We start from the raw sequence: 21,411 nt of genomic DNA on the forward strand, positions 1-21,411 counted from the left end.
CAGGACCTCCCAGAGGCGGGCCTCGGCTTCGGTCTGCTCGCGTCGGAGCCGGCGGGCCCGATCACGCCGCAGCTTGGCGGTGACGGACATGACCTTGCCCACAGGCGTCGCCTCCTGGTCCAACGGCGGCGCGGCGCGCGCGGCTCAGCGCCGCCCTCTCCCGGCCTCTCCCACGGCGCTGCCGCGCCTGGGAGAGGAGGGGCGGAACAATATGGGAACATCAGGAGTGGCGGCAAGCCGTTTCAACGTCCGAAAACCACCTCTTTCGGACGTTCAGGGAGTCCGCCTCAGGGGCTTCCACCTGCTCCCAGCTTATGAGTACACGACCTGGCGGAGCCCCCCGCGTTCAGCCGCCGAAGGCGCGGGCCACGTCCAGCAGGCCGCGCCCATAGACCTCGTCGACGCCCGCCGGTCCCTCGTCGCGGGCGGTGTCCAGAAGCCGGGCGATCAGGTCGCGGCCGCTCGTCTGCGGCCAGGCCTCCATCATCAGGGCGAGGGCGCCCGCCACATAGGACGTGGAGAACGAGGTCCCCGACACCAGCTTGCACTTGCCTCGGCAGTCCGTGAGCACCCACTCGCCGGGGGCGGCGATGAACCAGGGCTTCACCAGGCCCGCACGGTTCGACCAGCTGGTGATCATGCCGTAGTAGCTGGAGGCGCCGGCGACCACGATCGCGCCCTGGAAGCGCGGATCGATCGCGTAGCGCGCCGGCCAGCTGGGGTCCGGGCCGTTGCGGTTGCCGGCGGCGATGACCACGACTGCGCCGGACCCGACCAGGCGCTCCAGCGCCGCCTCGAAGCGCCCGCCCAGCGGCTTTCCGTGCTGCAGCGGCAGGACGACGATGCGCGCCCGCTGCTCGGCGGCGTAGTCCAGCGCGCGGGCCAGGTCGCTGGGCCGGAACGCGCAGGCGCCGTCCAGGCCGCCGCCGTCCACGTCGGCGCGGATCTGCAGCACGGTGGCGTTGTAGGCCACGCCCACCATCCCGCGCCCGTCCAGCGCCGAGGCCAGCGGTCCGGCCACATAGGCGGCGTGGCGGTCGGTCACCGGCGTGGCGCGGCCCTCGACCACGTCGCGCGAGCGGCGGGAGACGTTGCGCATCAGGTCGCGCTGCGCGTCGGCCAGGCCGCAGTCCACCAGCGCCACGGTCACGCCCTTGCCGGTGAGGCCGGCCTCGTAGGCCGCCCGGGCGCCGATGGCTTCGAGGCCCCAGCTCTTCCTGTACTCGTCGGAGTTGACGCGGGGCCCGCGCGCGCCGGCCGCCGCGGGCGCGAACGCCGTCAGCAGCGCCGCCAGCAGCGCGAGGCCCCGCGCCCGCATCAGAGCTGCGCCAGCAGGTAGTCGGCCGCCGAGACGCGGAATTCGCCGCCCTGCTCGACGTTGAGCTCCTTCACCACGCCGTCCTTCACGATCATGGAGTAGCGCTGGGAGCGCTTGCCCATGCCGAACTTGGAGCCGTCCATGCCGAGGCCCACGGCGTCGGTGAAGGCGCCGTTGCCGTCGCCCAGCATGACGATGTCCTCGCCCACGGCCTGGTCCTCGCCCCAGGCGCGCATCACGAAAGCGTCGTTCACGGACAGGCAGGCGATCTCGTCCACGCCCTTGGCCTTCAGGTCGGGCGCGAGCTGCTTGAAGCCGGGCAGGTGCTTGGCCGAACAGGTGGGCGTGAACGCGCCGGGCACGGCGAACAGGGCCACGGTGCGGCCCTTGAAGAATTCGTCGGTCTGCACCGGCTTCGGCCCCTCGGCGGTCGCCTGGGTCAGGGTCACGTTCGGCAGCTTGTCGCCAACCTTGATCGTCATAGGGGTCTCCTTCGAAGGGATCGGAGCCGCAGATAACCGGGAAAGTCGACGGATCGTAAGCCGCATTTCGCAGATGCCGACGATGCACCCTTGAAGTCGCCACGTTCCGGCCGAATCTTGCGGGGAATGGAAAGCGCGTTCCTGTCGGGCCAGCTGCTGATCGCGATGCCGGGCATCGGCGACCCGCGCTTCGAGCGCGCGCTGATCCTGGTCTGCGCCCACGATTCCGATCACGCCATGGGCATCGCCGTGAATCGCCCGGTGGAGGGGCTGACGGTGCCCGAGCTGCTGGAGCGGCTGGAGATCGAGGTCACCGCGCAGATGGACGACGACCCGGTGCTGATGGGCGGACCGGTGGAGGTCGAGCGCGGCTTCGTGCTGCACACCGACGACTACCGCGCCCAGTACAGCCTGGGCGTGGACGGCGGCCTCGCCCTCACCACCACGCGCGAGGTGCTGGAGGCCATGGCGAGCCACAACCGCCACCCGCGCAGGGCGATCCTGGCGCTGGGCTACGCGGGCTGGGGCGCCGGGCAGCTGGAGAACGAGATCCGGCACAACGTCTGGCTGACCGTCGAGGCCGACGAGACGCTGGTGTTCGGCGAGGACCACGAGACCAAGTGGGCCCGGGCGCTCGAGAAGCTGGGCGTCGATCCCAAGTTCCTGTCGGCGGAGGCCGGGCGGGCGTAGGGCCCCTCCCGCCTCGCGAACTCACCCAGGGAAGCGTCTCCGGGCGGCCCGGGTCAGCCGCGGGCCTTCACCGGGGCGGCGCCGTCGACGTAGCTTTCGTTGAGGTAGACCTCGGCTTCCTGGGCGCTGAGCGCGGGGGCGTAGCCGAAGCCCTGGCCGTAGTCGCAGCCGAGGCTCAGCAGATGCCGGGCCATGCCGGCGTTCTCGACGCCCTCGGCCACCACCTCCATGGCCAGGTCCTGCCCCAGCTTCACCACCGACGAGACGATCTTCGCCGAACCTTCGTTGGTGGCCATGGTGCGCACGAAGTAGCGGTCGATCTTCAGGGTGTCGAACGGCAGCCGCGTCAGGTAGCTCAGCGACGAGAAGCCGGTGCCGAAGTCGTCCAGGGCCAGGGCGGCGCCGGCGGCGCGGAGCTCGCTCAGGATCACGGCGGCGCGGTCCGGGTCGCGCATGACGTCGCCCTCGGTGACCTCCAGCTTCAGCGCGCCGGGCGGGAGGCCGGTCTCGGCCCGGATCGCGGCCACGTCGGCGACGAGGTCGGCGCGATCGATCTCGCCGGTCGAGAGGTTCACGGCCACGGTCAGTTCGCCCGCCGCGCGGTGGCGCTTGCGCCAGACGGCGAGCTGCCGCGCGGCCTCGCGCATCATCATGGCGCCCAGCTCGGGCATCAGCCCCATCTCGTCGAGCAGCGGCAGGAACTGCTCGGGCATCAGGAGGCCGCGCCGGGGGTGGCGCCAGCGCACCAGGGCCTCGAAGCCGGAAAGGGCGCCCGTCGAGAGCCGCACGATGGGCTGGTAGAACGGCGTCAGCTCGCCCCGGCGCATGGCGCCCTTGAGGTCGCCCTCGAGCGCCAGGCGCGACAGCCCGTCGGTCTCCAGGCCGCGGCCGTAGGCGGCGGCGCCGCCGCGGCCGTTGGACTTGGCGGCCTCGACGGCCAGCTCGGCGCGGCGCAGGAGCTCGGCGGCGTCGGGGGCGTCTTCGCCGCCCGTGGCCTCGACCGCCCCGATGGACAGGGTCGGGTGGATGTCGAAGCCCGCCACGCGCAGCGGCTGCTCCAGGGCGCGGCGCAGGCTCTCGGCGCCCGGCGAGACGCCCACGGGCGCGAAGGCGGCGAACTCGTCCTCGCCGATGCGGGCGAGCACCGCGCCGGGCGGAAAGGCGGCGGCCAGCCGCGAGCCCAGCGCGGCCAGCACCAAGTCGGCGCGCTCGTGGCCCAGGGCCTCGTTCAGGCGGCGCAGGCGGTCGAGGTCGGCGACGATCAGCTCGTGCTGGCCGGGCGTCGCCAGACGCTCGCGGGCCAGGGTGATGAAGCTCTTGCGGTCGCAGAGACCGGTCAGGTGGTCGATCCCGGAGGCGGCGAAGCGGACCTCGGCGGCGACGACGCCCGCCGCGCGGACGCCCTCCTCCAGCCAGACGCCGCGCCAGATGCACGGCGACCCGCCGCGCATGCGCAGCCGCACGGCCACCTCGGTCCCGGGCGGCTGGACGCGCAGCACGTCGTCGGCGAGGGCGCGGTCCTGGGGCAGGGCGAGCGCGCGCAGGGCGGCCGAGGAGCAGTCGGGCGCAAGGGGGCCGAGGCCGAGGGCGCGGGTGGCGCCCATCAGCCGCACGCGATCCTTCTCCGGCTCCCAGACCCAGAGCGCGACCTCAGCCGCGCCCAGGGCCTCGAGGGTGGCCGTGGCGTCCCACATCCAGCGGTCGTTGGCCATTCGGTCCTAGAGTTGCGCCTGTCCGTGTCCCAGGCGCCGGCCGGCTAGACCGACACCCCGTCGTCCGGCCCCTCGTGGCCCCGGTAGGGGGTGAGGCGGCCGAACAGCACATGGTCTCGCCAGACGCCGTTAATTTTAAGATAAGCCTGAGCGAAACCCTCCTCCGAGAAGCCCGCCTTCTGCAGCAGCGTGCGCGAGGGCGTGTTCTCCGGGATACAGGCGGCCTCGAGCCGGTGGAGCGCCAGGGTGCGGAAGGCGAACTCGCAGAGGGCCTTCACGGCGCTCAGGGTCATGCCCTGGCGGGTGAAGGGGCGGCCGCACCAATAGCCCACCGAGCCCATCTGGGCGACGCCGCGGCGGACATTGGAGAGCGTGATGCCGCCCGTCAGGGCGTCGTCCGAGGCGCGGAAGACGAAGAAGGGATAGGCGACGCCCGCCTCGCGGTCGCGGGCGTACGCCAGCAGCCGGCGTCGGAACGCGGCGCGCGAGAGATCGTCGGCCGGCCAGGTGGGCTCCCACGGCTGCAGGAAGGCCCGGCTGACGGCGCGCAGCTCGCGCCATTCGGCATAGTCGGCGGCCCGGGGCGGCCGCAGCCAGACCCCCTCGCCCTCGACGCGAAGGCCGCTTTCCGGCGCGATCCAGTCCAGCAGGGCCATGGCGGGAGGGTCGCGCAATTTGCCCGCGGGTCAAGAGTGTCCAGCTCTCGACAAACTAGTTTACGATATAGACTAGTTGATGTACCCCTGACCTCACGATGGCTCCCAAGCCCCATCGTTCACACTCGCCGGGCGCGGCGGTCCGCGCCCGGCGCCTTCTGGGAGGACGGCGATGACCACCGGCACGGAACGTCTGCACGGCCTGGACGCGGTTCGCGGCTACGCCCTCATGCTGGGCGTGGTCTTCCACGCGACCATGTCCTTCCTGCCGGGCCCGCAGGTGTGGGTGGTGGAGGACAACCAGGCCTCGCCCGCGCTCTCGGCCCTGTTCTTCGTGGCCCACATCTTCCGGATGACCACCTTCTTCCTGATCGCCGGTTTCTTCGCGCACATGACCTTCCATCGGCGCGGCGCGAAGGGGTTCATCGTCGACCGTCTCAAGCGGATCGCCCTGCCCCTGGTCGTGTTCTGGCCGCTGGTCATCGCAGGGATCGTGATCGGCATAGGCTACGGGGTCTACGTGGCCACCGGGACCTTCCCCACCGAGGCGCCGCCGGCGCCGTCGGCGGGGCCGCCGCCGGCGCTGGCCTTCCCGTTGACGCACCTGTGGTTCCTGTACGTGCTGCTGATCCTCTACGCCGCGGTCCTGCTGGCGCGGAGCGTGGTCGCCAGGCTGGACGCGGCGGGGCGGCTGCGGCGCGCGCTCGACCGCGTCGTCGCGGCGGTGATCGCGAGCCCTGTCGCGCCGGCTCTCCTGGCCGCACCGGCGGCGGCCCTCTTCTACCTCCAGCCAGGCTGGCTGGCGTTCTTCGGCGTGCCGACGCCGGACCAGAGCCTGATCCCCAACGCGGTCGCCGCGACGCAGTTCGGCCTCGCCTTCGGCCTGGGCTGGCTGCTGCACCGGCAGCCGTCGCTTCTCTCCGGACTGCAGGCCCGCTGGCCGCTGAACCTCTCGATCGCCCTGGTCCTGTCGGCGGCGCTGCTCGCCCGCCTGGGCCTGACGCCGGTGACGGCGCCGGAACCGCCGGGTCTGGAGAAGGCGCTGCAGGCCGCCGCCTATGCCGTGGCGATCTGGACCTGGACCTTCGCCGTGATCGGCCTGGCCCTGCGGTTCCTGTCGGACCACAGCCCCGTGCGGCGCTACATCGCCGACTCGTCCTATTGGATCTACGTGATCCACCTGCCGATCGTGATCGTCCTCCAGGCCTGGCTGTCGCGCCACGACTGGCCGGCGCTGGCGAAGTTCGGCGTCGTCCTCGGGGTCGGGTTCGCGGTGATGTTCGCCAGCTACGAACTGCTCGTGCGCCACACGGTCCTGGGCGCCTGGCTGAACGGCCGGCGGGTCCCCTGGCGCGCGCCGAAGTCCACCGGCCTGCTGGAGACCGCCCGATGAGCCCCGCCGACACCGCCCGGGACGACCTCGCCTACATGCGGGCGCTGGTCGAGACGCCCGGCGCATTCCAGCGCTCGTTCGGCCAGGCCTACTTCACCGCCGGCCTCTGCTACGGCCTGCAGATGATCCTGCATGCGGCGCAGGCCTTGGGCTGGATCGCGGAGAGCGGCCTGCCCGCCCTGCTGATCGGGCTCGGGCCCACCGTCGTGTTCCTGGTCCTGCTCGCCTGGATCATCGCGGCCGACCGCGCGACGCGCAAACCCCTCGCCGGCGCGACGGCCAAGGCGATCGGCGCGGTGCTGGGCGCCATCGGCATCGCGAACCTGGTGCTGGTCTTCGTGGTGGGCGTGGTGGCGTGGCGCGAAGCCAGCCTCACCGTCTGGCTGATCTATCCCTGCACCGTCATGGTGCTGCAGGGGACGGCCTGGCTGGTGATCTACGCCCTGCGGCGGCGCGCCTGGTTCGGCGTCGTCGCCCTGGGTTGGTTCGTGACGGCCGCAGCCATGGCCGTCGGGGTCGCCTACCAGAACTTCCCGCTGTTCATCGGGGCGGCCGGCGTCGGCTTCCTCGTGTTCATGCTCGCCCCGGGCTGGATCATGATGCGCAATGCGAGGATCGGCTGAGCCGATGGCGCCGCGCTTCGACATCGGCAAGATCGACGATGTCATCCACGGCCGCCTGCGGCTGGGGGTCATGGCCTATCTGGCCAACGCCGAGGTGGCCGACTTCAACGAGCTGAAGGCGGTGCTCGAGGTCACCCAGGGCAACCTGTCGGTCCAGCTGCGCAAGCTGGAGGACGCCGGCTACGTCACCATCGAGAAGGGCTTTCTCGGCCGCAAGCCGCGCACCCAGGTGCGCCTCACCGCCGAGGGACGCGCCGCCTTCGCCCAGTACCTGGACGCCCTGGGGCGCCTGATCGGCCAGCCGCCCGCCGCCTGAGCTCGCCGGCGGCCTGGGGTCCGGACCCAGTACCCGGTCATCCCGGCGAAGGCCGGGATCCAGATGGAATAGCTCAGATGGGGTTCCGTGGGTTCGGAGCCCTTCCCATCACGATCCCGCACGTGGATCTGGGTCCCGGCATTCGCCGGGACGGCCGGAAGCTGTCGAATCTCCTGAACCTAGCGGGAAAGCGAGGCCTGGAAGGTCTCGGCCGCGCCCAGGGCGGCCTTGGGACCCAGGATCGCCACGGCGGCCTTGCCGGGCGCCAGGATCTTCCGCGTCAGGTCCGCCAGCTGATCGGCCGTCACGGCGTCGACCTCGGCCGCCACGGCCTCCGGGTCCAGGGCGCGGCCGAACAGCAGCACCTGGCCCGCGGCGTGCTCTGCGCGGGCGAGCGCCGACTCGCGCCCCATGAACATGCCGCCCTTGAGCTGCGCCTTGGCGCGCGCGAGCTCGGCGGCGCCCACGGGCTCGAGCATGCCGCGCAGCTCGCCCACCGTGACCTCGGCGAGCTCGGCCGCGTCGCGCGCGTCGCACCCGGCGAAGACGCCCAGGACGCCCACATCGGCGTAGGTCTCGCTGTAGGCGTCGATGGCGTAGGCCAGCCCGCGCTTCTCCCGCGCCTCCTGGAACAGCCTCGAGGCCATGCCGCCGCCGAGGATCTCGGCGAGCAGGCGCAGGGCGAAGTAGTCGGGGTCCATCACCCCCACCGCCGGCAGCAGCAGGACGACGTTCGCCTGCTCCAGCGGCTTGGCCACGGTGCGCACGCCGCCCACGAAGGCGCCTGCGGCGGGCGGCGGCAGGCCCGCGGCGCCGGCCGCGCCGAAGTCGCGCTCGGCGAGCCGCAGGAGGTCGTCCTCGTCGACGGCGCCGGCCGCGCTGATCACGAGCCTGTCCGGCGCGTAGAGCGCGGCGCGCCAGCCGCCGAGCGTCTCCGGCGTGGCGCCCTTGATGGAGCCGGTCGTCCCCAGGATCGACCGGCCCAGCGGCTGGCCGTCGAAGGCCGCGGCCTGGGCCAGTTCGAAGACGAGATCGTCCGGCGTGTCGGCCGCCTCGGCGATCTCCTGGCCCACCACCTGCTTCTCACGGGCGAGGTCGCCGGCGTCCATGGCGGGCCGCTGGACCAGGTCGGCGATCACGGCCGAGCCCAGGTCCAGGCCGTGGGCCAGGGCGCGGACCTGGAAGCTGGTGCGCTCGTAGCCGGTGGAGGCGTTGATGTGGCCGCCCTCGGCCTCGATCACCTCGACGATGTCCTTCGCCGAGCGGCCGCCGGCGCCCTTGAACACCATGTGCTCCAGGAGGTGCGACCAGCCCGACCGGGCCTCGTCCTCGAACCGCGCGCCGCGGCCCGCCACGACGGACAGCGCCACCGTCTGCCAGCCGGGCAGCGGATCGCAGACGACACGGACACCGTTGGAGAGGGTGTGGACCCTGGGCGGCAAGCGCTCAGCTTTCGGCGAAGGCGCGGACGTACGCCTTGATGGTGTCCGGATCGGCGGGCAGCCGGTCGAACCGCTCGGGCCGGTCCGCGAGGCTCGAGGCGCCGCGCGGCAGGGCCGGCGCCGCGCCCGACGCCTTCAGCACGTCTTCCGCGAACTTGGCCGGGTGGGCGGTCGAGAGCACCACCGTCGGGCCCTCGAGCGGCGCGTGGCTCAGCGCCGCCACGGCCACGGCCGTGTGCGGGTCGATGAGTTCGCCGGTCTCGTTCAGCGTTGAGACGATGGTCTTGAAGGCCTCGTCGTCGCCGATCGCCACGCCGGTGAAGACCTGCTGCATGGCGGCCAGCGCCGCGGGCGGGATGTCGATGGCGCCGGTCCTGGCGAAGGCCTCGAAGGCGCGGGTCGTCTCGACGGCGTCGCGCTGGACGCATTCGAAGTAGAGCCGCTCGAAGTTCGAGGCCGACTGGATGTCCATGGCGGGCGAGATGGTCGCCTGCACCGCGCCGCGGGCGTAGCGCCCGGTGGCGAACGCGCGCGCCAGGATGTCGTTGGCGTTGGTGGCCACGACGATCCGCTTGATGGGCAGTCCCATCTTCATGGCGACGAAGCCGGCGAAGGCGTCGCCGAAGTTGCCCGAGGGCACGACGAAGTTGATCGGACGGTCCGGGGCGCCCAGGGCCGCCGCGCTCGTGAAGTAGTAGACCGCCTGGGCGGCGATCCGGGCGAAGTTGATCGAGTTGACCGCCGCCAGGTCCACGGCCTGCCGCAGCGCCTTGTCCTGGAACGCGTCCTTCAGGATCGCCTGGCAGTCATCGAACGTCCCCTGCACCGACAGGCAGGCGATGTTGGCCTCGGGCGCGGTGGTCATGAACCGCCGCTGGACCTCGCTGATGCGGCCTTCCGGGAACATCGCCACGACGCGGACATTGCGCGCGCCGCGGAACGCCTCGACGGCGGCGCCGCCGGTGTCGCCCGAGGTGGCGCAGAGGATGGTCTGGCTGCGCCGCTGTTGGCCCAGGAAGTGGTCGTAGAGCCGGGCCAGGATCTGCATGGCCACGTCCTTGAAGGCCAGACTGGGACCGTGGAACAGCTCGAGGATGAAGGTCTGCGGGCCGATCTGGGTCATCGGCGTCACGGCCTTGTGGCTGAACGTCCCGTAGGCCTCCTCGCACATCCGCAGCAGTTCGGCGGGTTCGACCTCGTCCCCGGCGAAGCGGCCCAGCACGGCCGCGGCGACCTCGGCGTAGGGCCGGCCGGCGAACGCCGCCAGCTCGGCCTTGGTGAAGGTGGGCCAGGTCTCGGGGACATAGAGCCCGCCGTCGGGCGCGAGCCCGCCGAGGACGGCGTCGGTGAAGCCCACGGCCGGTGACTGTCCGCGGGTGGAAACGTAGCGCATCAGCTCTTCCGCCGTTTTGCGAGCAGGGCGGCATAGACGGCGAGCAGCACCCCGGCAAGGCCGTACCAGGTGACCGCGTACTCCAGATGCCGATTGGCGATCTCGGCCGGGATGGGCGCGGGCGTCAGGGCCTTCCAGTCGGGATTGGTGGAGGTCTCGGCCATCAGCGTTACGGGCGCGGGCTGGGGCGCGTTCAGGGCCGCGGCCATGGCCGGCAGGTCGCGCACGTACCACTGGCGAGGCGTGTTGGCCGGCGAGAAGAGGTTGGCCGGATCCGGCCGGCGCAGCACGCCGACCACGGTCACCGGCGCCGTGTTCGCGGCGTCCACGGGCGGTCGGGCCGACACGGTGTCGGCAACGAAACCGCGATCCACCAGCACGCTGCGATAGGCGACGCTGTCCACGCGGCAGGCCGACACCAGCCGCACGCCCGCCTGCCCTTCCCTCAGCCCGTAGAGCTCGAGGAAGGGCGCGGACGCCAGGCCGGGGCAGGTCGCGGTGACGCGCGTGAAGTCCGCCTCGGCCCCCCGCGCGGCCGCATCCAGCACGGCGCCCACGGGCTGGGCGGGAGCGGCCTGCAGCGCGGCCACGCGGGCCAGCAGGGCTTCCTTCCAGTGCAGGCGCTGCACCTGCCAGGTTCCCAGCGCCAGGAGGATGGCGAAGGCGACCGCCACCGCGACGGTCAGGCCGACAGGAAAACCCCGCCGGGCGTCAGCCGTCATGGCGCGCTTCGGAGGCCTTGTTCATGAACTGCGCGGCCAGCATCGCGCCCTTGAGGGGGCGCATCAGGCCCAGTGACAGCACCAGGGTGAGGGGCAGCCACAGCAGCAGGTGGACCCAGATGGGGGGATGGACCGCGAACTCGGTGAAGACCGCGGCGAAGGCCACGATGAAGCCGGCGATGAGGATCACGAACACCGCCGGCCCGTCGCCCGAGTCCGCCTTGGCGAAGTCGTAGCCGCAGGCCTCGCACGCCGGCGCCACCTTGAGGAAGCCGTCGAAGAGGTAGCCCTCGCCGCAGTTGGGGCAGCGTCCGCGAACCCCCGACAGAACCGGATTGGGCTTGCTCAACGCCTCAGGCCTAGTGCCCCGACGCCCCGAAGATCACGTAGACGAACGCGAACAGGAAGAGCCAGACCACGTCGACGAAGTGCCAGTACCAGGCCGCCGCCTCGAAGCCGAAGTGCTGCTTCGGCGAGAAGCCGGTCCCCATCAGCCGGATCAGGCAGACGATGAGGAAGATGGTGCCGACCAGCACGTGGAAGCCGTGGAAGCCGGTGGCCATGACGAAGGACGAGCCGTAGAGGCCGGAGTTCTCCTTGCCCTCGCCGAAGAAGTAGTGGTGGCCGAAGATGTGGCTGTACTCGTAGGCCTGGATCGCGGTGAACAGGATCCCCAGCGCGATCGTCAGCGCCAGGCCGATCTTGGCGCTGCGGCGGTCGCCCTGCTGCAGCGCGTGGTGGGCCCAGGTCACGGTCGTGCCGGACAGCAGCAGCGTCAGCGTGTTCACGAGCGGCAGTTGGAAGGCGGGGACCGTCTCGACGCCGGCGGGCGGGAAGGTCTTCCAGGCCTCGGCCACCTCGGAGATCGGCGCCATGGTCCGGTTGCCGTGGAACAGGGCCATCTCGAAGAAGATCCAGAACCAGGCGACGAAGAACATCACCTCCGAGGCGATGAACAGCACCATGCCGTAGCGCAGGCCGATCGAGACCACCGGGGTGTGATCGCCCTGGTTGGCCTCTTTCACCACGTCGGCCCACCAGCCCACCATGGTGAAGAGCACGCCCGCGAGGCCCGCGTAGAACAGCCAGGACGTGCCTTCCGGCAGCCCGAACAGGCCCTTCATCCAGGCGACGCCGCCCAGCGCCATGACCGTGGCCGCCATCGAGCCCACGAGAGGCCACGGGCTCGGATTGACCAGGTGGTAGTCGTGCTTCACGCCAGCGGCCATCGCGCTCTCAGCCCCTCAGAAATTCCCCCGCGGCGACAGAGTCGCGCGCAGTCCAAGTTGCGGGACGCTATAGCCCCGGCCTGAACGGTTCGCCAAGGGGGAAAGGACGCCGTGTCACGCCCTGGACCACTGCATCACCCAGTTGTCGTCCCAAGTCCGGCCGCCGTCGCGCGACACCGACTGGCTCCAGCGGTGCGAACCGGGGCGGATCTGGTCCCAGAGACCGCGGTACTTCACCGGCTTTCCGTCCTCCTCGTCGTCGGCGGTGAACACCCCGTCGCCATCGACGAAGACGCCGCTCATGCCCGGGAGGGCGAGCACCCCGCTCTTCGCATTGACCCAATGGTCGACCCAAACCTGCTGCTTCACGTCCAGCAGGCGCAGCCCCAGACCCGAGAAATCCCGCGACGGGATCCGCAGCTCCTCCACGCTGCCCACGCCGCCCAGGATCGTCCAGCAGGTCGCCTCGCCGTCGAACTCGTCCCACTGGCCGGGACCCTTGAGGCGGCGCTGGCGGATCTTCCACTCGCCGGCGAGGAAGTCGAAGTCTCCCGGCCTGGCCGCGGGCTTCTCCCCGGCCTGCGGGCGCGACGGGGCGGCCGCCACCAGAGCGGCCGCGGCCCCGACGATCAGGCGACGATCCAGGTCCATGGGTTTCCCTCCTCGTGATCCTTCAGGAGGGAGGGTGCCGAACGGCTGCTGCCAACCTTGGCAGCAGCGGCGGGATCAGCTCTTCGCCGGCGGGGTCAGCTTCTTCGCCGCGGGGTTCGGGGCCTGCTGCGACGCGGCGGTCGTGGACGGGAAGAAGGTGTAGCTCAGCGTCACCTCGGGCTTGCCCTTGGTGTTGATGTCCTCGGCGTACTTCGGGTCGATGAAGTAGAGGACCGGCACGTCGACCGTGGTCTTCGGCGGGATCGTCTGGTCGGTGAAGCAGAAGCACTGGAGCTTCTGGAAGTAGGGCCCGGCCTGCTCCGGCACGACGTTGTAGATGGCCCGCCCCGTGATCGGCCTGTCCGAGTTGTTGGTGACCTTGAAGAAGGCGAGCTTGGTCTCGCCGATCTTGGCCGTCTGCGAGGTCTGGTCGGCGGTGAACGACCACGGCAGGTCGCGCACATTGGCGTCGAAGCGCACGACGATGGTCTTGCGCAGCACCGTGTCGGACGCCTTGTCGGCCCGACGCGTGGCGCCGTCGAAGCCGGTGATCTGGCAGAACGCCCGGTAGAGCGGCACCGAGCCGAACGCGGCGCCGACCATGCCGAAGAACACGCAGGCGCAGATGATGGCGACCCGGCGGTTGCGGGCGTTGGGATCAGATCGGTCGGTCGATGACATTGGCGCCCATGCGGACAACGGTGACGACGTAGACGAGGACGATGAAGACCACGAGGCCGATCGCGATGGCGATGTTGCGCCCGCGCCGCGCCTTGGCGAAGTCCTCGTCCTCGCGGTTGGGATCGCTCATCTAGAGGAGCTCCAGCGGCTTCAGGCCGGCCAGGTGCTCGCCCAGCAGGGTGGCGAACAGCAGGGCCAGGTAGAGGATGGAGAAGGCGAACAGGTTGCGGGCGTCGCGCGCGCCGGCCCGGACGTCGTACAGGCCGTCGTCATTGCGCGGATCGGCCGCCTCGCCGGCCTGGCTGCGGAACAGCCGCCAGGCCAGGAGCAGGAAGACCAGGCCGCCCAGCGCCGAGACCGCCAGGTAGACGGGCCCGCCCAGGCCGGTGAACGCGGGCGCCACGCAGACGGGGATCAGCAGCAGGCTGTAGGCGAGGATCTGCGCGCGGGTCGACTTCGCGCCCTTGACGACCGGCATCATCGGCACGCCGGCCTTGGCGTAGTCCTCGGAGGTGTAGAGCGACAGCGCCCAGAAGTGCGGGGGCGTCCACATGAAGATGATGGCGCAGAGCAGCCAGGCGTTCAGCGGCGCCGTCCCGGTCGCGGCCGCCCAGCCGATCACCGGCGGCAGCGCGCCCGCCAGCCCGCCGATGACGATGTTCTGGGCCGTCCAGCGCTTCAGCCACATCGTGTAGACGACGGCGTAGAAGAGGATGGTGAAGGCGAGGAGGCCGGCCGCCAGCCAGTTGGTGGCCACGCCCATCATCATCACCGACAGCAGCGACAGGGTCACGCCCAGGCCGAGCGCGTCGGCGCCCTGCACCTTGCCCGCGGGCACGGGGCGGCCGCGGGTGCGGCGCATCTTGGCGTCGATGTCGGCGTCGAACCACATGTTCAGGGCCGCGCTCGCGCCGGCGCCCACGGCGATGCAGAGGATCGCCACGGCCGCGAGGATCGGGTTCATCGGCGCGCCCGCGCACACCAGTCCCGTCAGCGCGGTGAAGATCACCAGCGACATCACGCGCGGCTTCAGCAGCTGGAGGTAGTCCTGCCAGCGGGCCGGGGCGCGAACGTTTGTCTGGGCCGATGCCATGGCCATTCAGGATTACACCTTGCGACGGGGCGCGCCTCTCTATCCCGATATGGGCTCGCGACGGAAGGCGTCGAAGAGGGCCGCGACGAAAAACAGCTGTCCGGCGAGCACGGCGACGTAGCCCGCGCTGGCCACGCCGTTGAACAGGAAGAAGCCGCCGAGGCCGTCGGCGCCCGCCGCGAGGCCGGGCGCCAGCCCCAGCACGGTCTGCGGCAGGAAGATCGCGTTCACGCCGGCGAAGGTGGCGGCGAAGTGCAGGCCGCCCAGCAGGCGCCGGCGGCGCCCGCGGCGCGCCCGTTCGAGGGCCATGTAGATGAGAGCGAAGGCCAGGAAGGCGCCGCCCGCCAGCAGCAGATAGTGGATGTGCGCCGCCACGTAGTACGCCGCCGCGTCACCGTCCTGGGCGGCCCCGGCCGGGAAGCGGCGTCCGGACAGCCGTCCGCTGGCCCAGGTGGCCGCGCCCAGAACGGCGAAGCCCGCCGCCCAGAGGAAGGATGTCCTTCCCCAGAGCGACGGGCTCCAGAACCGGGCCAGGGCGATCGGCCCCTTAGTGGGCGTCCGGCTTGACCACCGGCAGTTCGTTGAACTGGTGGAACGGCGGCGGCGACGGCAGCGTCCACTCCAGCGTCGTGGCGCCTTCGCCCCACGGATTGGCTTCGGCCTTGCGGCGGCGGATCGCAGCCTCGGCCAGCACCAGCAGGAACACCACCACGCCCCCGGCGGTGATCATGTAGCCCACCGTCGAGACCTGGTTCCAGTACGTGAAGGCGTCCGGATAGTCGACGTAGCGGCGCGGCATGCCCTGCAGGCCGAGGAAGTGCTGCGGGAAGAAGATCAGGTTCACGCCGACGAAGGTGATCCAGAAGTGCACCGCGCCGAGGAACTCGTTGTACTTCACGCCCCACATCTTCTCGAACCAGTAGTAGAAGCCGGCGAAGATCGCGAAGACCGCGCCCAGGCTGAGCACGTAGTGGAAGTGCGCCACGACGTAGTAGGTGTCGTGCAGGCTGTAGTCGATGCCGGCGTTGGCCAGCACCACGCCCGTCACCCCGCCCACCGTGAAGAGGAAGATGAAGCCGATCGCCCAGAGCATGGGCGTCTTGAAGTCGATGGACCCGCCCCACATCGTTGCGATCCACGAGAACACCTTCACGCCCGTGGGCACCGCGATGACCATCGTGGCCGCCACGAAGTAGGCGCGCAGCTCGATGCCCATGCCGACCGTGTACATGTGGTGGGCCCACACGACGAAGCCGATGAAGCCGATGGCGACCATGGCGTAGGCCATGGCGAGGTAGCCGAAGACGGGCTTGCGGCTGAAGGTGGAGACGATGTGGCTGATCATGCCGAAGCCGGGCAGGATCAGGATGTACACTTCCGGGTGCCCGAAGAACCAGAACAGGTGCTGGAACATGACGGGGTCGCCGCCGCCGGCGGCGTCGAAGAAGTGCGTGTTGAAGTTGCGGTCCGTGAGCAGCATCGTGATCGCGCCGGCCAGCACGGGCAGCGAGAGCAGCAGCAGGAACACGGTCACCAGGATCGACCAGACGAACAGCGGCATCCGGTGCAGGGTCATGCCCGGCGCGCGCATGTTGAAGATCGTGGTGATGAAGTTGATGGCGCCCAGGATCGAGCTGGCGCCCGCGAGGTGGACCGACAGGATCGCGCAGTCCATGGCCGGCCCGGTGTGGCCCGACGTGGAGAGCGGCGGATAGAGCGTCCAGCCGCCGCCGAAGCCCTTACCGGGCCCGCCGTCGACGAACATCGACACCACTAGAAGGATCCAGGCGGCGACCAGCAGCCAGAACGAGATGTTGTTCATCCGCGGGAAGGCCATGTCGGGCGCGCCGATCATCAGCGGCACGAACCAGTTCCCGAACCCGCCGATCATCGCGGGCATGACCATGAAGAAGATCATGATCAGCGCGTGGCCGGTGACGACCACGTTGTAGCCGTGCTTCGTGGCCTCGATCAGGCCGGTCTGCGCCAGCAGGCTGCCCGGCGCGAACACCTGCAGGCCCGGCTCGGCCAGTTCCCAGCGGATGAGGCCCGACAGCGCGCCGCCCACCAGGCCCGCCATGATGGCGAACAGGATGTACAGCGTGCCGATGTCCTTGTGGTTCGTGGACAGGAACCAGCGGGTGAAGAAGCCCGGCTTGTGGTCGTGATCGTGATGATCGTGAGCGGCTGAGGCTTGTGCCATCTTACGCGTGTCCTGGAGTTAGTTCGCGGCGGCCGGCGCCTTGGGCGCAGGCGTGGCGGCGGCGGGCGCCTTGGGTTCGGGGGTCGCGGGAGCCGGCGCGGCCGGGTTCACCGGCGAGGTCGCGGCGGCGGGCGTTCCGGCGGCGGCGGCGTTCGGGGCGACCGAGGCGGCGGCCGGCGGCGGAGCCGCGGCCGGCGCGGCGCCCGGGACGGTCCCGCCCTTGCTGGCCACCCACGCGTCGAACTCGGGCTGCGTCACCACCTTCACCGCGATGGGCATGAAGGCGTGGTCGACGCCGCAGAGCTCGCGGCAGTTGCCGTAGTAGGTGCCGACCTTCTCGGCCTTGAACCACGTCTCGTTCAGGCGGCCGGGAATGGCGTCGGTGATGATGCCGAACGCCGGCACGGCGAAGGCGTGGATCACGTCGGCGCCCGTCACCTGCACCCGCACCACCTTGTTGACCGGCACCACGATCGGGTCGGTCACCGCCAGGCGGAAGGGCACGCCCTGCGCCTTGGCCTTATCCTCGGGCAGGATGTTGGAGACGTACTCGCCGATCTTGTGGTCGGGATACTCGTAGCCCCAATACCACTGGTAGCCGACGGCTTTGATCGTCACGTCCGGCTTGGGCATGTCGTTGTAGGCGAACAGAAGCCGGAACGAGAAGATCGAGATGAACACGAGGATCAGGACCGGGATCAGTGTCCAGGCCACCTCGAGCGTCGTGTTGTGGCTGAACTTGGCCGGCACCGGGTTCGCGCGCTTGTTGAAGCGCACCATCACGATGACCAGCAGGATCAGGACGAAGATCGTGATCAGCGTGATGATCGGCAGCAGGATCACGTTGTGGAAGAAGATCGCCTCGTGGCGCAGCGGGCTGACGCCCGGCTGCAGGTCGATCCCGCCCGGCGTCGGCTCGCCCAAGCGGTCGCTGGCCCAGGCCGCCGCGCCCATGAGCGCCGTCGACAGGCCCGCGAGGGCTCCGCCCGCCCGCGCCCGCCATCCCTGAAAGCTCGACTTCATGTCCCCTCGGTCTGCTTGAGCCGGCGACGCCCCCCAGGACGGGCGGGAAACCTCCGCCGGCTCCCAAAGTGGGGACGCACGAGCGTCGTCTTGCGCCGCCCGGATCGCCCCTTCGCGGGGGTCCATACGCGCATCGCTTGGGCTTGCCAAGGCGTTCGCAGCGCGGAAGGGCGCGCGGAGAGCGAACCCCTGTTCGGCGAGGAGCCCGCGACGGGCCGTTCCGCGACTCGGCTCCGCGCCGTGGCGCGCCGTCGCGACGCCCGGCCGCGCTGGCTTCGGCGCCCGGCGGCGCCTATGTTCGGGGGCATGAACGCGCCTCTCCCCGCCGCCTCGCTCCTCGACGCCGCCGGCGTCGACCCCGCCCGCGCCCAGGACATCCTCGCCGACGCCCTGGCGGGCGCCGACGACGGCGAACTGTTCGTCGAGCACTCCGAGAGCGAATCGTTTCTGTTCGACGACGGGCGGCTGAAGTCGGCCGCCTACGACGCCACCGAGGGCTTCGGCCTTCGCGTGGTGGCGGGCGAGACCGTCGGCTACGCCCACGCCTCGGAGGTCTCGGAAGCGGCGATCCGCCGCGCCGCCGACTCGGCCAGGCTGGCCAAGCGCGGCTACGCCGGCGTCGCGGCCGAGGCGCCGCGCGCGACCAACGCCCGCCTCTACGGCGAGGACAATCCGCTGGCCTCGCCCGGCTTCTCCGACAAGGTCGCCCTGCTGCAGGAGATCGACGCCTGGGCCCGGGCCCGCGACCCCCGGGTGGTGCAGGTCATGGCCTCCATCGCGGGCGAACGCCGGACCGTGGAGATCCTGCGGGCCGACGGCCGGCTGATCCGCGACGTGCGTCCGCTCTGCCGCATCAACGTGCAGGTCACCGTCGAGCGCGACGGCCGCCGCGAGCAGGGGTCCACGGGCGCGGGCGGCCGCGCGGGCTTCGAGGCCTGGATCAGCGCCGACAAGTGGCAGGCGCAGGTGGACGAGGCCCTCCGCCAGGCGCTGACCAACCTGGACGCCATCCCCTGCCCCGCCGGCGAGATGGACGTGGTGCTGGGCCCCGGCTGGAACGGCGTGCTGCTGCACGAGGCGGTGGGCCACGGCCTGGAGGGCGACTTCAACCGCAAGGGCACCTCGGCCTTCTCCGGGCGGATCGGCGAACGGGTGGCCGCGCCAGGCGTCACGGTCTTCGACGACGGGACCCTGCCCGGCCGCCGCGGCTCGCTGACCGTCGACGACGAGGGCACGCCGACCGAACGCACCATCCTGATCGAGGACGGCGTCCTGGTGGGCTACATGCACGACCGGATGAGCGCCCGGCTGATGGGCATGGCCGCCACGGGCAACGCCCGCCGCCAGTCCTACGCCCACATGCCGATGCCGCGGATGACCAACACGGCCATGCTGGGCGGCAGCGCCAGCCGCGAGGAGATGATCGCGTCCACGAAGCGGGGGCTCTACTGCGGCAACTTCGGCGGCGGCCAGGTGGACATCACCAACGGCAAGTTCGTCTTCCAGTGCACCGAGGCCTACCTCATCGAGGACGGCCGGTTGGGCGCGCCGGTGAAGGGCGCCACGCTGATCGGCGACGGGCCGTCCGCGCTCACCCGCGTGACGATGATCGGCGACGACTTCGACTTCGACCCCGGCGTGGGCGTCTGCGGCAAGTCGGGCCAGAGCGTGCCGGTGGGCGTGGGCCAGCCGTCGCTCAAGATCACCGGCCTGACCGTGGGCGGCACGGCGGTCTGACCGCCGCCGCCGCCCGGCCCCCGCCTCGCCGCCGCAGGCCGCCCGATCGACCGGCAGCGGTCGCGCGCCGTCCTGGCGCTGCGGAGAACATGTCGATCATTTAATCCACCTTACAGGCATTTAACTCGCCTGCGGCCCACGGCGCGGGGCACGTCTTGCCGCCAAGGGAGAGTTCCATGCTTATCCACGTCCTCGCGCAGGCGGCGGTCGCCGCTGCGCCCGCGCCTGCATCGCAGCAGGGCGTGATCAGCTATCCGGCGTCGTTCTTCGTGGCCTATTCCCCGAGCAACGCCATGGAGATGGTCGATCGCCTGCCCGGCTTCACCTTCGACGGCGGGTCCGGCGTGCGGGGCTACGAAGGCTCGGCCGGCAACGTTCTGATCGACGGGGCGCGCCCGGCCTCGAAGACCGACGACCTGGAGCAGATCCTCCGCCGTCTGCCCGCCGGCGCCGTGGAGCGGATCGACATCATCCGCGGGGGCGCGCCCGGCATCGACATGCAGGGCAAGACCGTGCTGGCCAATGTGATCAAGCGGCCCGGCGGCGCCGCCCGGCTGCTGACGGCGTTCTCCCAGAACCATACGCAGGACGGCCGGACGCTGATGGCCACGCGCGTCGAGGCGTCCGGGTCCTGGGGGCCGCGGCGCTGGGAGCTGGCAGGGTTCGCCGGCAAGGGCAACGACGACGGCATCGGCGACGGCCCGGGCGTCCGGATCAGCCGCACGGGCGTGGTGACGCCGGTGCGCATCCGGGGCGAGGGCGACGTCCTGAACGGCTTCCTGACCGGCGCCTTCGAGACGCCCCTCGCCGGCGGCAAGCTCAAGCTCAACGGCCGGTACTTCCGCGAGAAGTACAAGGGCGAGGAGACCGACATCGTCGGCGTCGTCAATCCGCTGGTCGAGACGTCGCTCGACTACTTCCGGCGCGAGGACAGCGAGGTGGGCGCGAACTTCACGCGCCCGTTCGGTCCCCGCACCACCCTCGAGCTGGTGGGCCTTAGGACCGATCGGAAGCGCCCGATCCTGGCGAGCTTCTCCGACGGCGACAGCAGCACGTTCGAGCTCGACCGGGAGTCGAGCGAGACCATCGCCCGCGCCGTCGGCAAGTACCGCTGGAACGACCGGCTCTCGTTCGAGGCCGGCGGGGAGACGGCGATCAACAAGCTGGACAGCCGCACCAGCGTCACCAGCAACGGCGCCCCCGTGCCGCTGCCCGCGGCCAACGTCGAGGTCGAGGAAGACCGCCGGGAAGTCTTCGCCAAGAGCGCCTGGCGGCCGCTCCCCGGCTGGGCGATCGACGCCAGCCTCCGCTGGGAGCACACGACGATCTCGTCGGACGGCGACGTCCAGCTCGAGAAGACGCTCCGCTACCTGAAGCCGCGCCTGGCCGTCGCTTGGGACGTGCGGCCGCAGACCCAGGTGCGCGCGCGGATCGAACGCGAGGTCGGGCAGCTCAACTTCGACGACTTCGTCGCCGACTCCCGCCTGAACAGCGACGCGGGCGTCTCGGCCGGCAACCCGGACCTCAATCCCGAGCAGGCCTGGGTCGGCGAGGTCGCCCTCGAGCAGCGCTTCTGGGACAAGGGCTCGGTGACGCTGACCTACCGGCGGTTCGAGCTGAAGGACGCCATCGACCGGGGCCCGGTGACGGCGTCGGATGGCCGAATCTTCGACCGGCCCGCCAACATCGGCGACGGGACGAAGGACGAGCTGGCGGTCGAATACAACCTGCCCCTGGACCGCATCGGCCTGCGCGGCGCGACGCTCAAGGGCGACGTGACCCGCCGATGGACGAAGGTCACCGACCCGACGACCCTCGTCTCGCGCGAGATCTCGAACCTCCACCCCATCGACTGGAACCTCAACTTCACCCAGGACGTCACCGCCTGGAACCTGAGCTGGGGGGTCAATGCGTTCGGCGGGTGGCGCGAGACGTCCTATCGCTACAACCTGATCCAGACGACCAAGCTGCGCACCTTCGTCCAGCCGTTCGCCGAGTGGCGGCCCCGGCCGGACCTGAACATCCGCGTCGAGCTGGAGAACTTCAC

22 protein-coding genes are annotated in these 21,411 nt (G+C 70.9%); 6 read left to right on the forward strand and 16 right to left on the reverse strand.

Features of this window, described 5'->3' with window-relative positions; all coding sequences use genetic code 11:
- Positions 1-346: 346 nt before the first annotated feature.
- Entirely contained in the window at positions 347-1,318 is a 972-nt protein-coding gene (locus tag JNK30_RS03335; protein ID WP_293480168.1) for a S8 family peptidase, read from the reverse strand.
- The gene (locus tag JNK30_RS03340; RefSeq protein ID WP_293480170.1) at positions 1,318-1,800 is read right to left on the reverse strand and encodes a peroxiredoxin; all 483 of its coding nucleotides are present in this window, start codon (positions 1,798-1,800) and stop codon (positions 1,318-1,320) included. Before JNK30_RS03340 ends, JNK30_RS03335 begins: the two co-directional genes overlap by 1 nt.
- A gap of 126 nt (positions 1,801-1,926) precedes the next feature.
- On the opposite strand from JNK30_RS03340, the gene JNK30_RS03345 reads away from it, so the two are divergent.
- Positions 1,927-2,490 carry a YqgE/AlgH family protein gene (locus tag JNK30_RS03345; protein ID WP_293480171.1) on the forward strand — a complete coding sequence of 188 codons (564 nt, stop codon included), beginning with the start codon at positions 1,927-1,929 and terminating at the stop codon, positions 2,488-2,490.
- Positions 2,491-2,543: 53 nt separating this feature from the next.
- On the opposite strand, the gene JNK30_RS03350 is transcribed toward JNK30_RS03345, so the two are convergent.
- Positions 2,544-4,202 carry a bifunctional diguanylate cyclase/phosphodiesterase gene (locus JNK30_RS03350; RefSeq protein ID WP_293480173.1) on the reverse strand — a complete coding sequence of 553 codons (1,659 nt, stop codon included), beginning with the start codon at positions 4,200-4,202 and terminating at the stop codon, positions 2,544-2,546.
- A 44-nt stretch (positions 4,203-4,246) separates the two neighbouring features.
- Positions 4,247-4,858 carry a GNAT family protein gene (locus JNK30_RS03355; RefSeq protein ID WP_293480175.1) on the reverse strand — a complete coding sequence of 204 codons (612 nt, stop codon included), beginning with the start codon at positions 4,856-4,858 and terminating at the stop codon, positions 4,247-4,249.
- 172 nt (positions 4,859-5,030) lie between these two features.
- Here JNK30_RS03355 and JNK30_RS03360 point away from each other — a divergent pair, with 172 nt between their 5' ends.
- The 3 genes from JNK30_RS03360 to JNK30_RS03370 are packed head-to-tail and all read left to right on the forward strand — an operon-like array spanning position 5,031 to position 7,190.
- Positions 5,031-6,251 carry an acyltransferase family protein gene (locus JNK30_RS03360; RefSeq protein WP_293480177.1) on the forward strand — a complete coding sequence of 407 codons (1,221 nt, stop codon included), beginning with the start codon at positions 5,031-5,033 and terminating at the stop codon, positions 6,249-6,251.
- Positions 6,248-6,874 carry a hypothetical protein gene (locus JNK30_RS03365; RefSeq protein ID WP_293480179.1) on the forward strand — a complete coding sequence of 209 codons (627 nt, stop codon included), beginning with the start codon at positions 6,248-6,250 and terminating at the stop codon, positions 6,872-6,874. Before JNK30_RS03360 ends, JNK30_RS03365 begins: the two co-directional genes overlap by 4 nt.
- A 4-nt stretch (positions 6,875-6,878) precedes the next feature.
- Entirely contained in the window at positions 6,879-7,190 is a 312-nt protein-coding gene (locus JNK30_RS03370) for a transcriptional regulator (protein ID WP_293480181.1), read from the forward strand.
- Between the two features lie 179 nt (positions 7,191-7,369).
- On the opposite strand, the gene JNK30_RS03375 is transcribed toward JNK30_RS03370, so the two are convergent.
- From JNK30_RS03375 to coxB, 12 genes are all read right to left on the reverse strand, one after another.
- Entirely contained in the window at positions 7,370-8,632 is a 1,263-nt protein-coding gene (locus tag JNK30_RS03375) for a pitrilysin family protein (RefSeq protein ID WP_293480183.1), read from the reverse strand.
- Positions 8,633-8,636: 4 nt separating this feature from the next.
- Complete coding sequence (thrC, locus tag JNK30_RS03380; protein ID WP_293480185.1) at positions 8,637-10,025, reverse strand: threonine synthase; 1,389 nt, start codon at positions 10,023-10,025, stop codon at positions 8,637-8,639.
- Complete coding sequence (locus JNK30_RS03385; RefSeq protein WP_293480187.1) at positions 10,025-10,747, reverse strand: SURF1 family protein; 723 nt, start codon at positions 10,745-10,747, stop codon at positions 10,025-10,027. Before JNK30_RS03385 ends, thrC begins: the two co-directional genes overlap by 1 nt.
- Positions 10,737-11,096 carry a DUF983 domain-containing protein gene (locus tag JNK30_RS03390; RefSeq protein WP_293480189.1) on the reverse strand — a complete coding sequence of 120 codons (360 nt, stop codon included), beginning with the start codon at positions 11,094-11,096 and terminating at the stop codon, positions 10,737-10,739. The genes JNK30_RS03385 and JNK30_RS03390 overlap by 11 nt, the downstream gene beginning before the upstream one ends.
- Before the next feature lie 10 nt (positions 11,097-11,106).
- Positions 11,107-11,976, reverse strand: coding sequence for a cytochrome c oxidase subunit 3 (locus JNK30_RS03395; protein ID WP_293480191.1), 870 nt, complete (start codon positions 11,974-11,976; stop codon positions 11,107-11,109).
- 114 nt (positions 11,977-12,090) lie between these two features.
- Positions 12,091-12,627, reverse strand: a complete 537-nt coding sequence (locus JNK30_RS03400; protein ID WP_293480193.1) for a hypothetical protein — start codon at positions 12,625-12,627, stop codon at positions 12,091-12,093.
- A 75-nt stretch (positions 12,628-12,702) separates the two neighbouring features.
- Positions 12,703-13,308, reverse strand: coding sequence for a cytochrome c oxidase assembly protein (locus tag JNK30_RS03405; RefSeq protein ID WP_293480194.1), 606 nt, complete (start codon positions 13,306-13,308; stop codon positions 12,703-12,705).
- Complete coding sequence (locus JNK30_RS03410) at positions 13,286-13,438, reverse strand: hypothetical protein (RefSeq protein ID WP_293480196.1); 153 nt, start codon at positions 13,436-13,438, stop codon at positions 13,286-13,288. The genes JNK30_RS03405 and JNK30_RS03410 overlap by 23 nt, the downstream gene beginning before the upstream one ends.
- Complete coding sequence (gene cyoE / locus JNK30_RS03415) at positions 13,439-14,407, reverse strand: heme o synthase (protein WP_293480198.1); 969 nt, start codon at positions 14,405-14,407, stop codon at positions 13,439-13,441. It abuts the gene before it with no gap.
- 33 nt (positions 14,408-14,440) lie between these two features.
- A complete protein-coding gene (locus JNK30_RS03420) occupies positions 14,441-15,052 on the reverse strand; it encodes a cbb3-type cytochrome c oxidase subunit I (RefSeq protein WP_367118725.1) in 612 nt (203 codons plus the stop codon).
- Positions 14,949-16,604: a cytochrome c oxidase subunit I gene (gene ctaD, locus JNK30_RS03425; RefSeq protein ID WP_293480200.1), complete on the reverse strand. Its 1,656-nt coding sequence runs from the start codon at positions 16,602-16,604 to the stop codon at positions 14,949-14,951. The genes JNK30_RS03420 and ctaD overlap by 104 nt, the downstream gene beginning before the upstream one ends.
- A gap of 18 nt (positions 16,605-16,622) precedes the next feature.
- On the reverse strand, positions 16,623-17,627 hold the full coding sequence (gene coxB, locus JNK30_RS03430) for a cytochrome c oxidase subunit II (RefSeq protein ID WP_293480202.1): 1,005 nt from the start codon (positions 17,625-17,627) through the stop codon (positions 16,623-16,625).
- Positions 17,628-17,933: 306 nt separating this feature from the next.
- Between coxB and tldD the strand changes: the two genes are divergently transcribed.
- The gene (tldD, locus tag JNK30_RS03435) at positions 17,934-19,364 is read left to right on the forward strand and encodes a metalloprotease TldD (RefSeq protein ID WP_293480204.1); all 1,431 of its coding nucleotides are present in this window, start codon (positions 17,934-17,936) and stop codon (positions 19,362-19,364) included.
- Between the two features lie 176 nt (positions 19,365-19,540).
- The coding region (locus JNK30_RS03440) for a TonB-dependent siderophore receptor (protein WP_293480205.1) at positions 19,541-21,411 on the forward strand (1,871 nt) is incomplete at its 3' end.

The organism is Phenylobacterium sp. (genome assembly GCF_016793225.1).
Taxonomy (GTDB): domain Bacteria; phylum Pseudomonadota; class Alphaproteobacteria; order Caulobacterales; family Caulobacteraceae; genus Phenylobacterium.

What these genes read in the sequence shown, in the direction of transcription:
- ctaD (WP_293480200.1), bottom strand. Translation starts at nt 16,604, where the DNA reads ATGGCACAAGCCTCAGCCGCTCACGATCATCACGATCACGACCACAAG.
- cyoE (WP_293480198.1), bottom strand. Translation starts at nt 14,407, where the DNA reads ATGGCCATGGCATCGGCCCAGACAAACGTTCGCGCCCCGGCCCGCTGG.
- JNK30_RS03345 (WP_293480171.1), top strand. Translation starts at nt 1,927, where the DNA reads ATGGAAAGCGCGTTCCTGTCGGGCCAGCTGCTGATCGCGATGCCGGGC.
- JNK30_RS03370 (WP_293480181.1), top strand. Translation starts at nt 6,879, where the DNA reads ATGGCGCCGCGCTTCGACATCGGCAAGATCGACGATGTCATCCACGGC.
- JNK30_RS03405 (WP_293480194.1), bottom strand. Translation starts at nt 13,308, where the DNA reads ATGTCATCGACCGACCGATCTGATCCCAACGCCCGCAACCGCCGGGTC.
- JNK30_RS03350 (WP_293480173.1), bottom strand. Translation starts at nt 4,202, where the DNA reads ATGGCCAACGACCGCTGGATGTGGGACGCCACGGCCACCCTCGAGGCC.
- JNK30_RS03355 (WP_293480175.1), bottom strand. Translation starts at nt 4,858, where the DNA reads ATGGCCCTGCTGGACTGGATCGCGCCGGAAAGCGGCCTTCGCGTCGAG.
- tldD (WP_293480204.1), top strand. Translation starts at nt 17,934, where the DNA reads ATGAACGCGCCTCTCCCCGCCGCCTCGCTCCTCGACGCCGCCGGCGTC.
- JNK30_RS03410 (WP_293480196.1), bottom strand. Translation starts at nt 13,438, where the DNA reads ATGAGCGATCCCAACCGCGAGGACGAGGACTTCGCCAAGGCGCGGCGC.
- JNK30_RS03385 (WP_293480187.1), bottom strand. Translation starts at nt 10,747, where the DNA reads ATGACGGCTGACGCCCGGCGGGGTTTTCCTGTCGGCCTGACCGTCGCG.
- JNK30_RS03365 (WP_293480179.1), top strand. Translation starts at nt 6,248, where the DNA reads ATGAGCCCCGCCGACACCGCCCGGGACGACCTCGCCTACATGCGGGCG.
- JNK30_RS03360 (WP_293480177.1), top strand. Translation starts at nt 5,031, where the DNA reads ATGACCACCGGCACGGAACGTCTGCACGGCCTGGACGCGGTTCGCGGC.
- JNK30_RS03340 (WP_293480170.1), bottom strand. Translation starts at nt 1,800, where the DNA reads ATGACGATCAAGGTTGGCGACAAGCTGCCGAACGTGACCCTGACCCAG.
- coxB (WP_293480202.1), bottom strand. Translation starts at nt 17,627, where the DNA reads ATGAAGTCGAGCTTTCAGGGATGGCGGGCGCGGGCGGGCGGAGCCCTC.
- thrC (WP_293480185.1), bottom strand. Translation starts at nt 10,025, where the DNA reads ATGCGCTACGTTTCCACCCGCGGACAGTCACCGGCCGTGGGCTTCACC.
- JNK30_RS03400 (WP_293480193.1), bottom strand. Translation starts at nt 12,627, where the DNA reads ATGGACCTGGATCGTCGCCTGATCGTCGGGGCCGCGGCCGCTCTGGTG.
- JNK30_RS03395 (WP_293480191.1), bottom strand. Translation starts at nt 11,976, where the DNA reads ATGGCCGCTGGCGTGAAGCACGACTACCACCTGGTCAATCCGAGCCCG.
- JNK30_RS03335 (WP_293480168.1), bottom strand. Translation starts at nt 1,318, where the DNA reads ATGCGGGCGCGGGGCCTCGCGCTGCTGGCGGCGCTGCTGACGGCGTTC.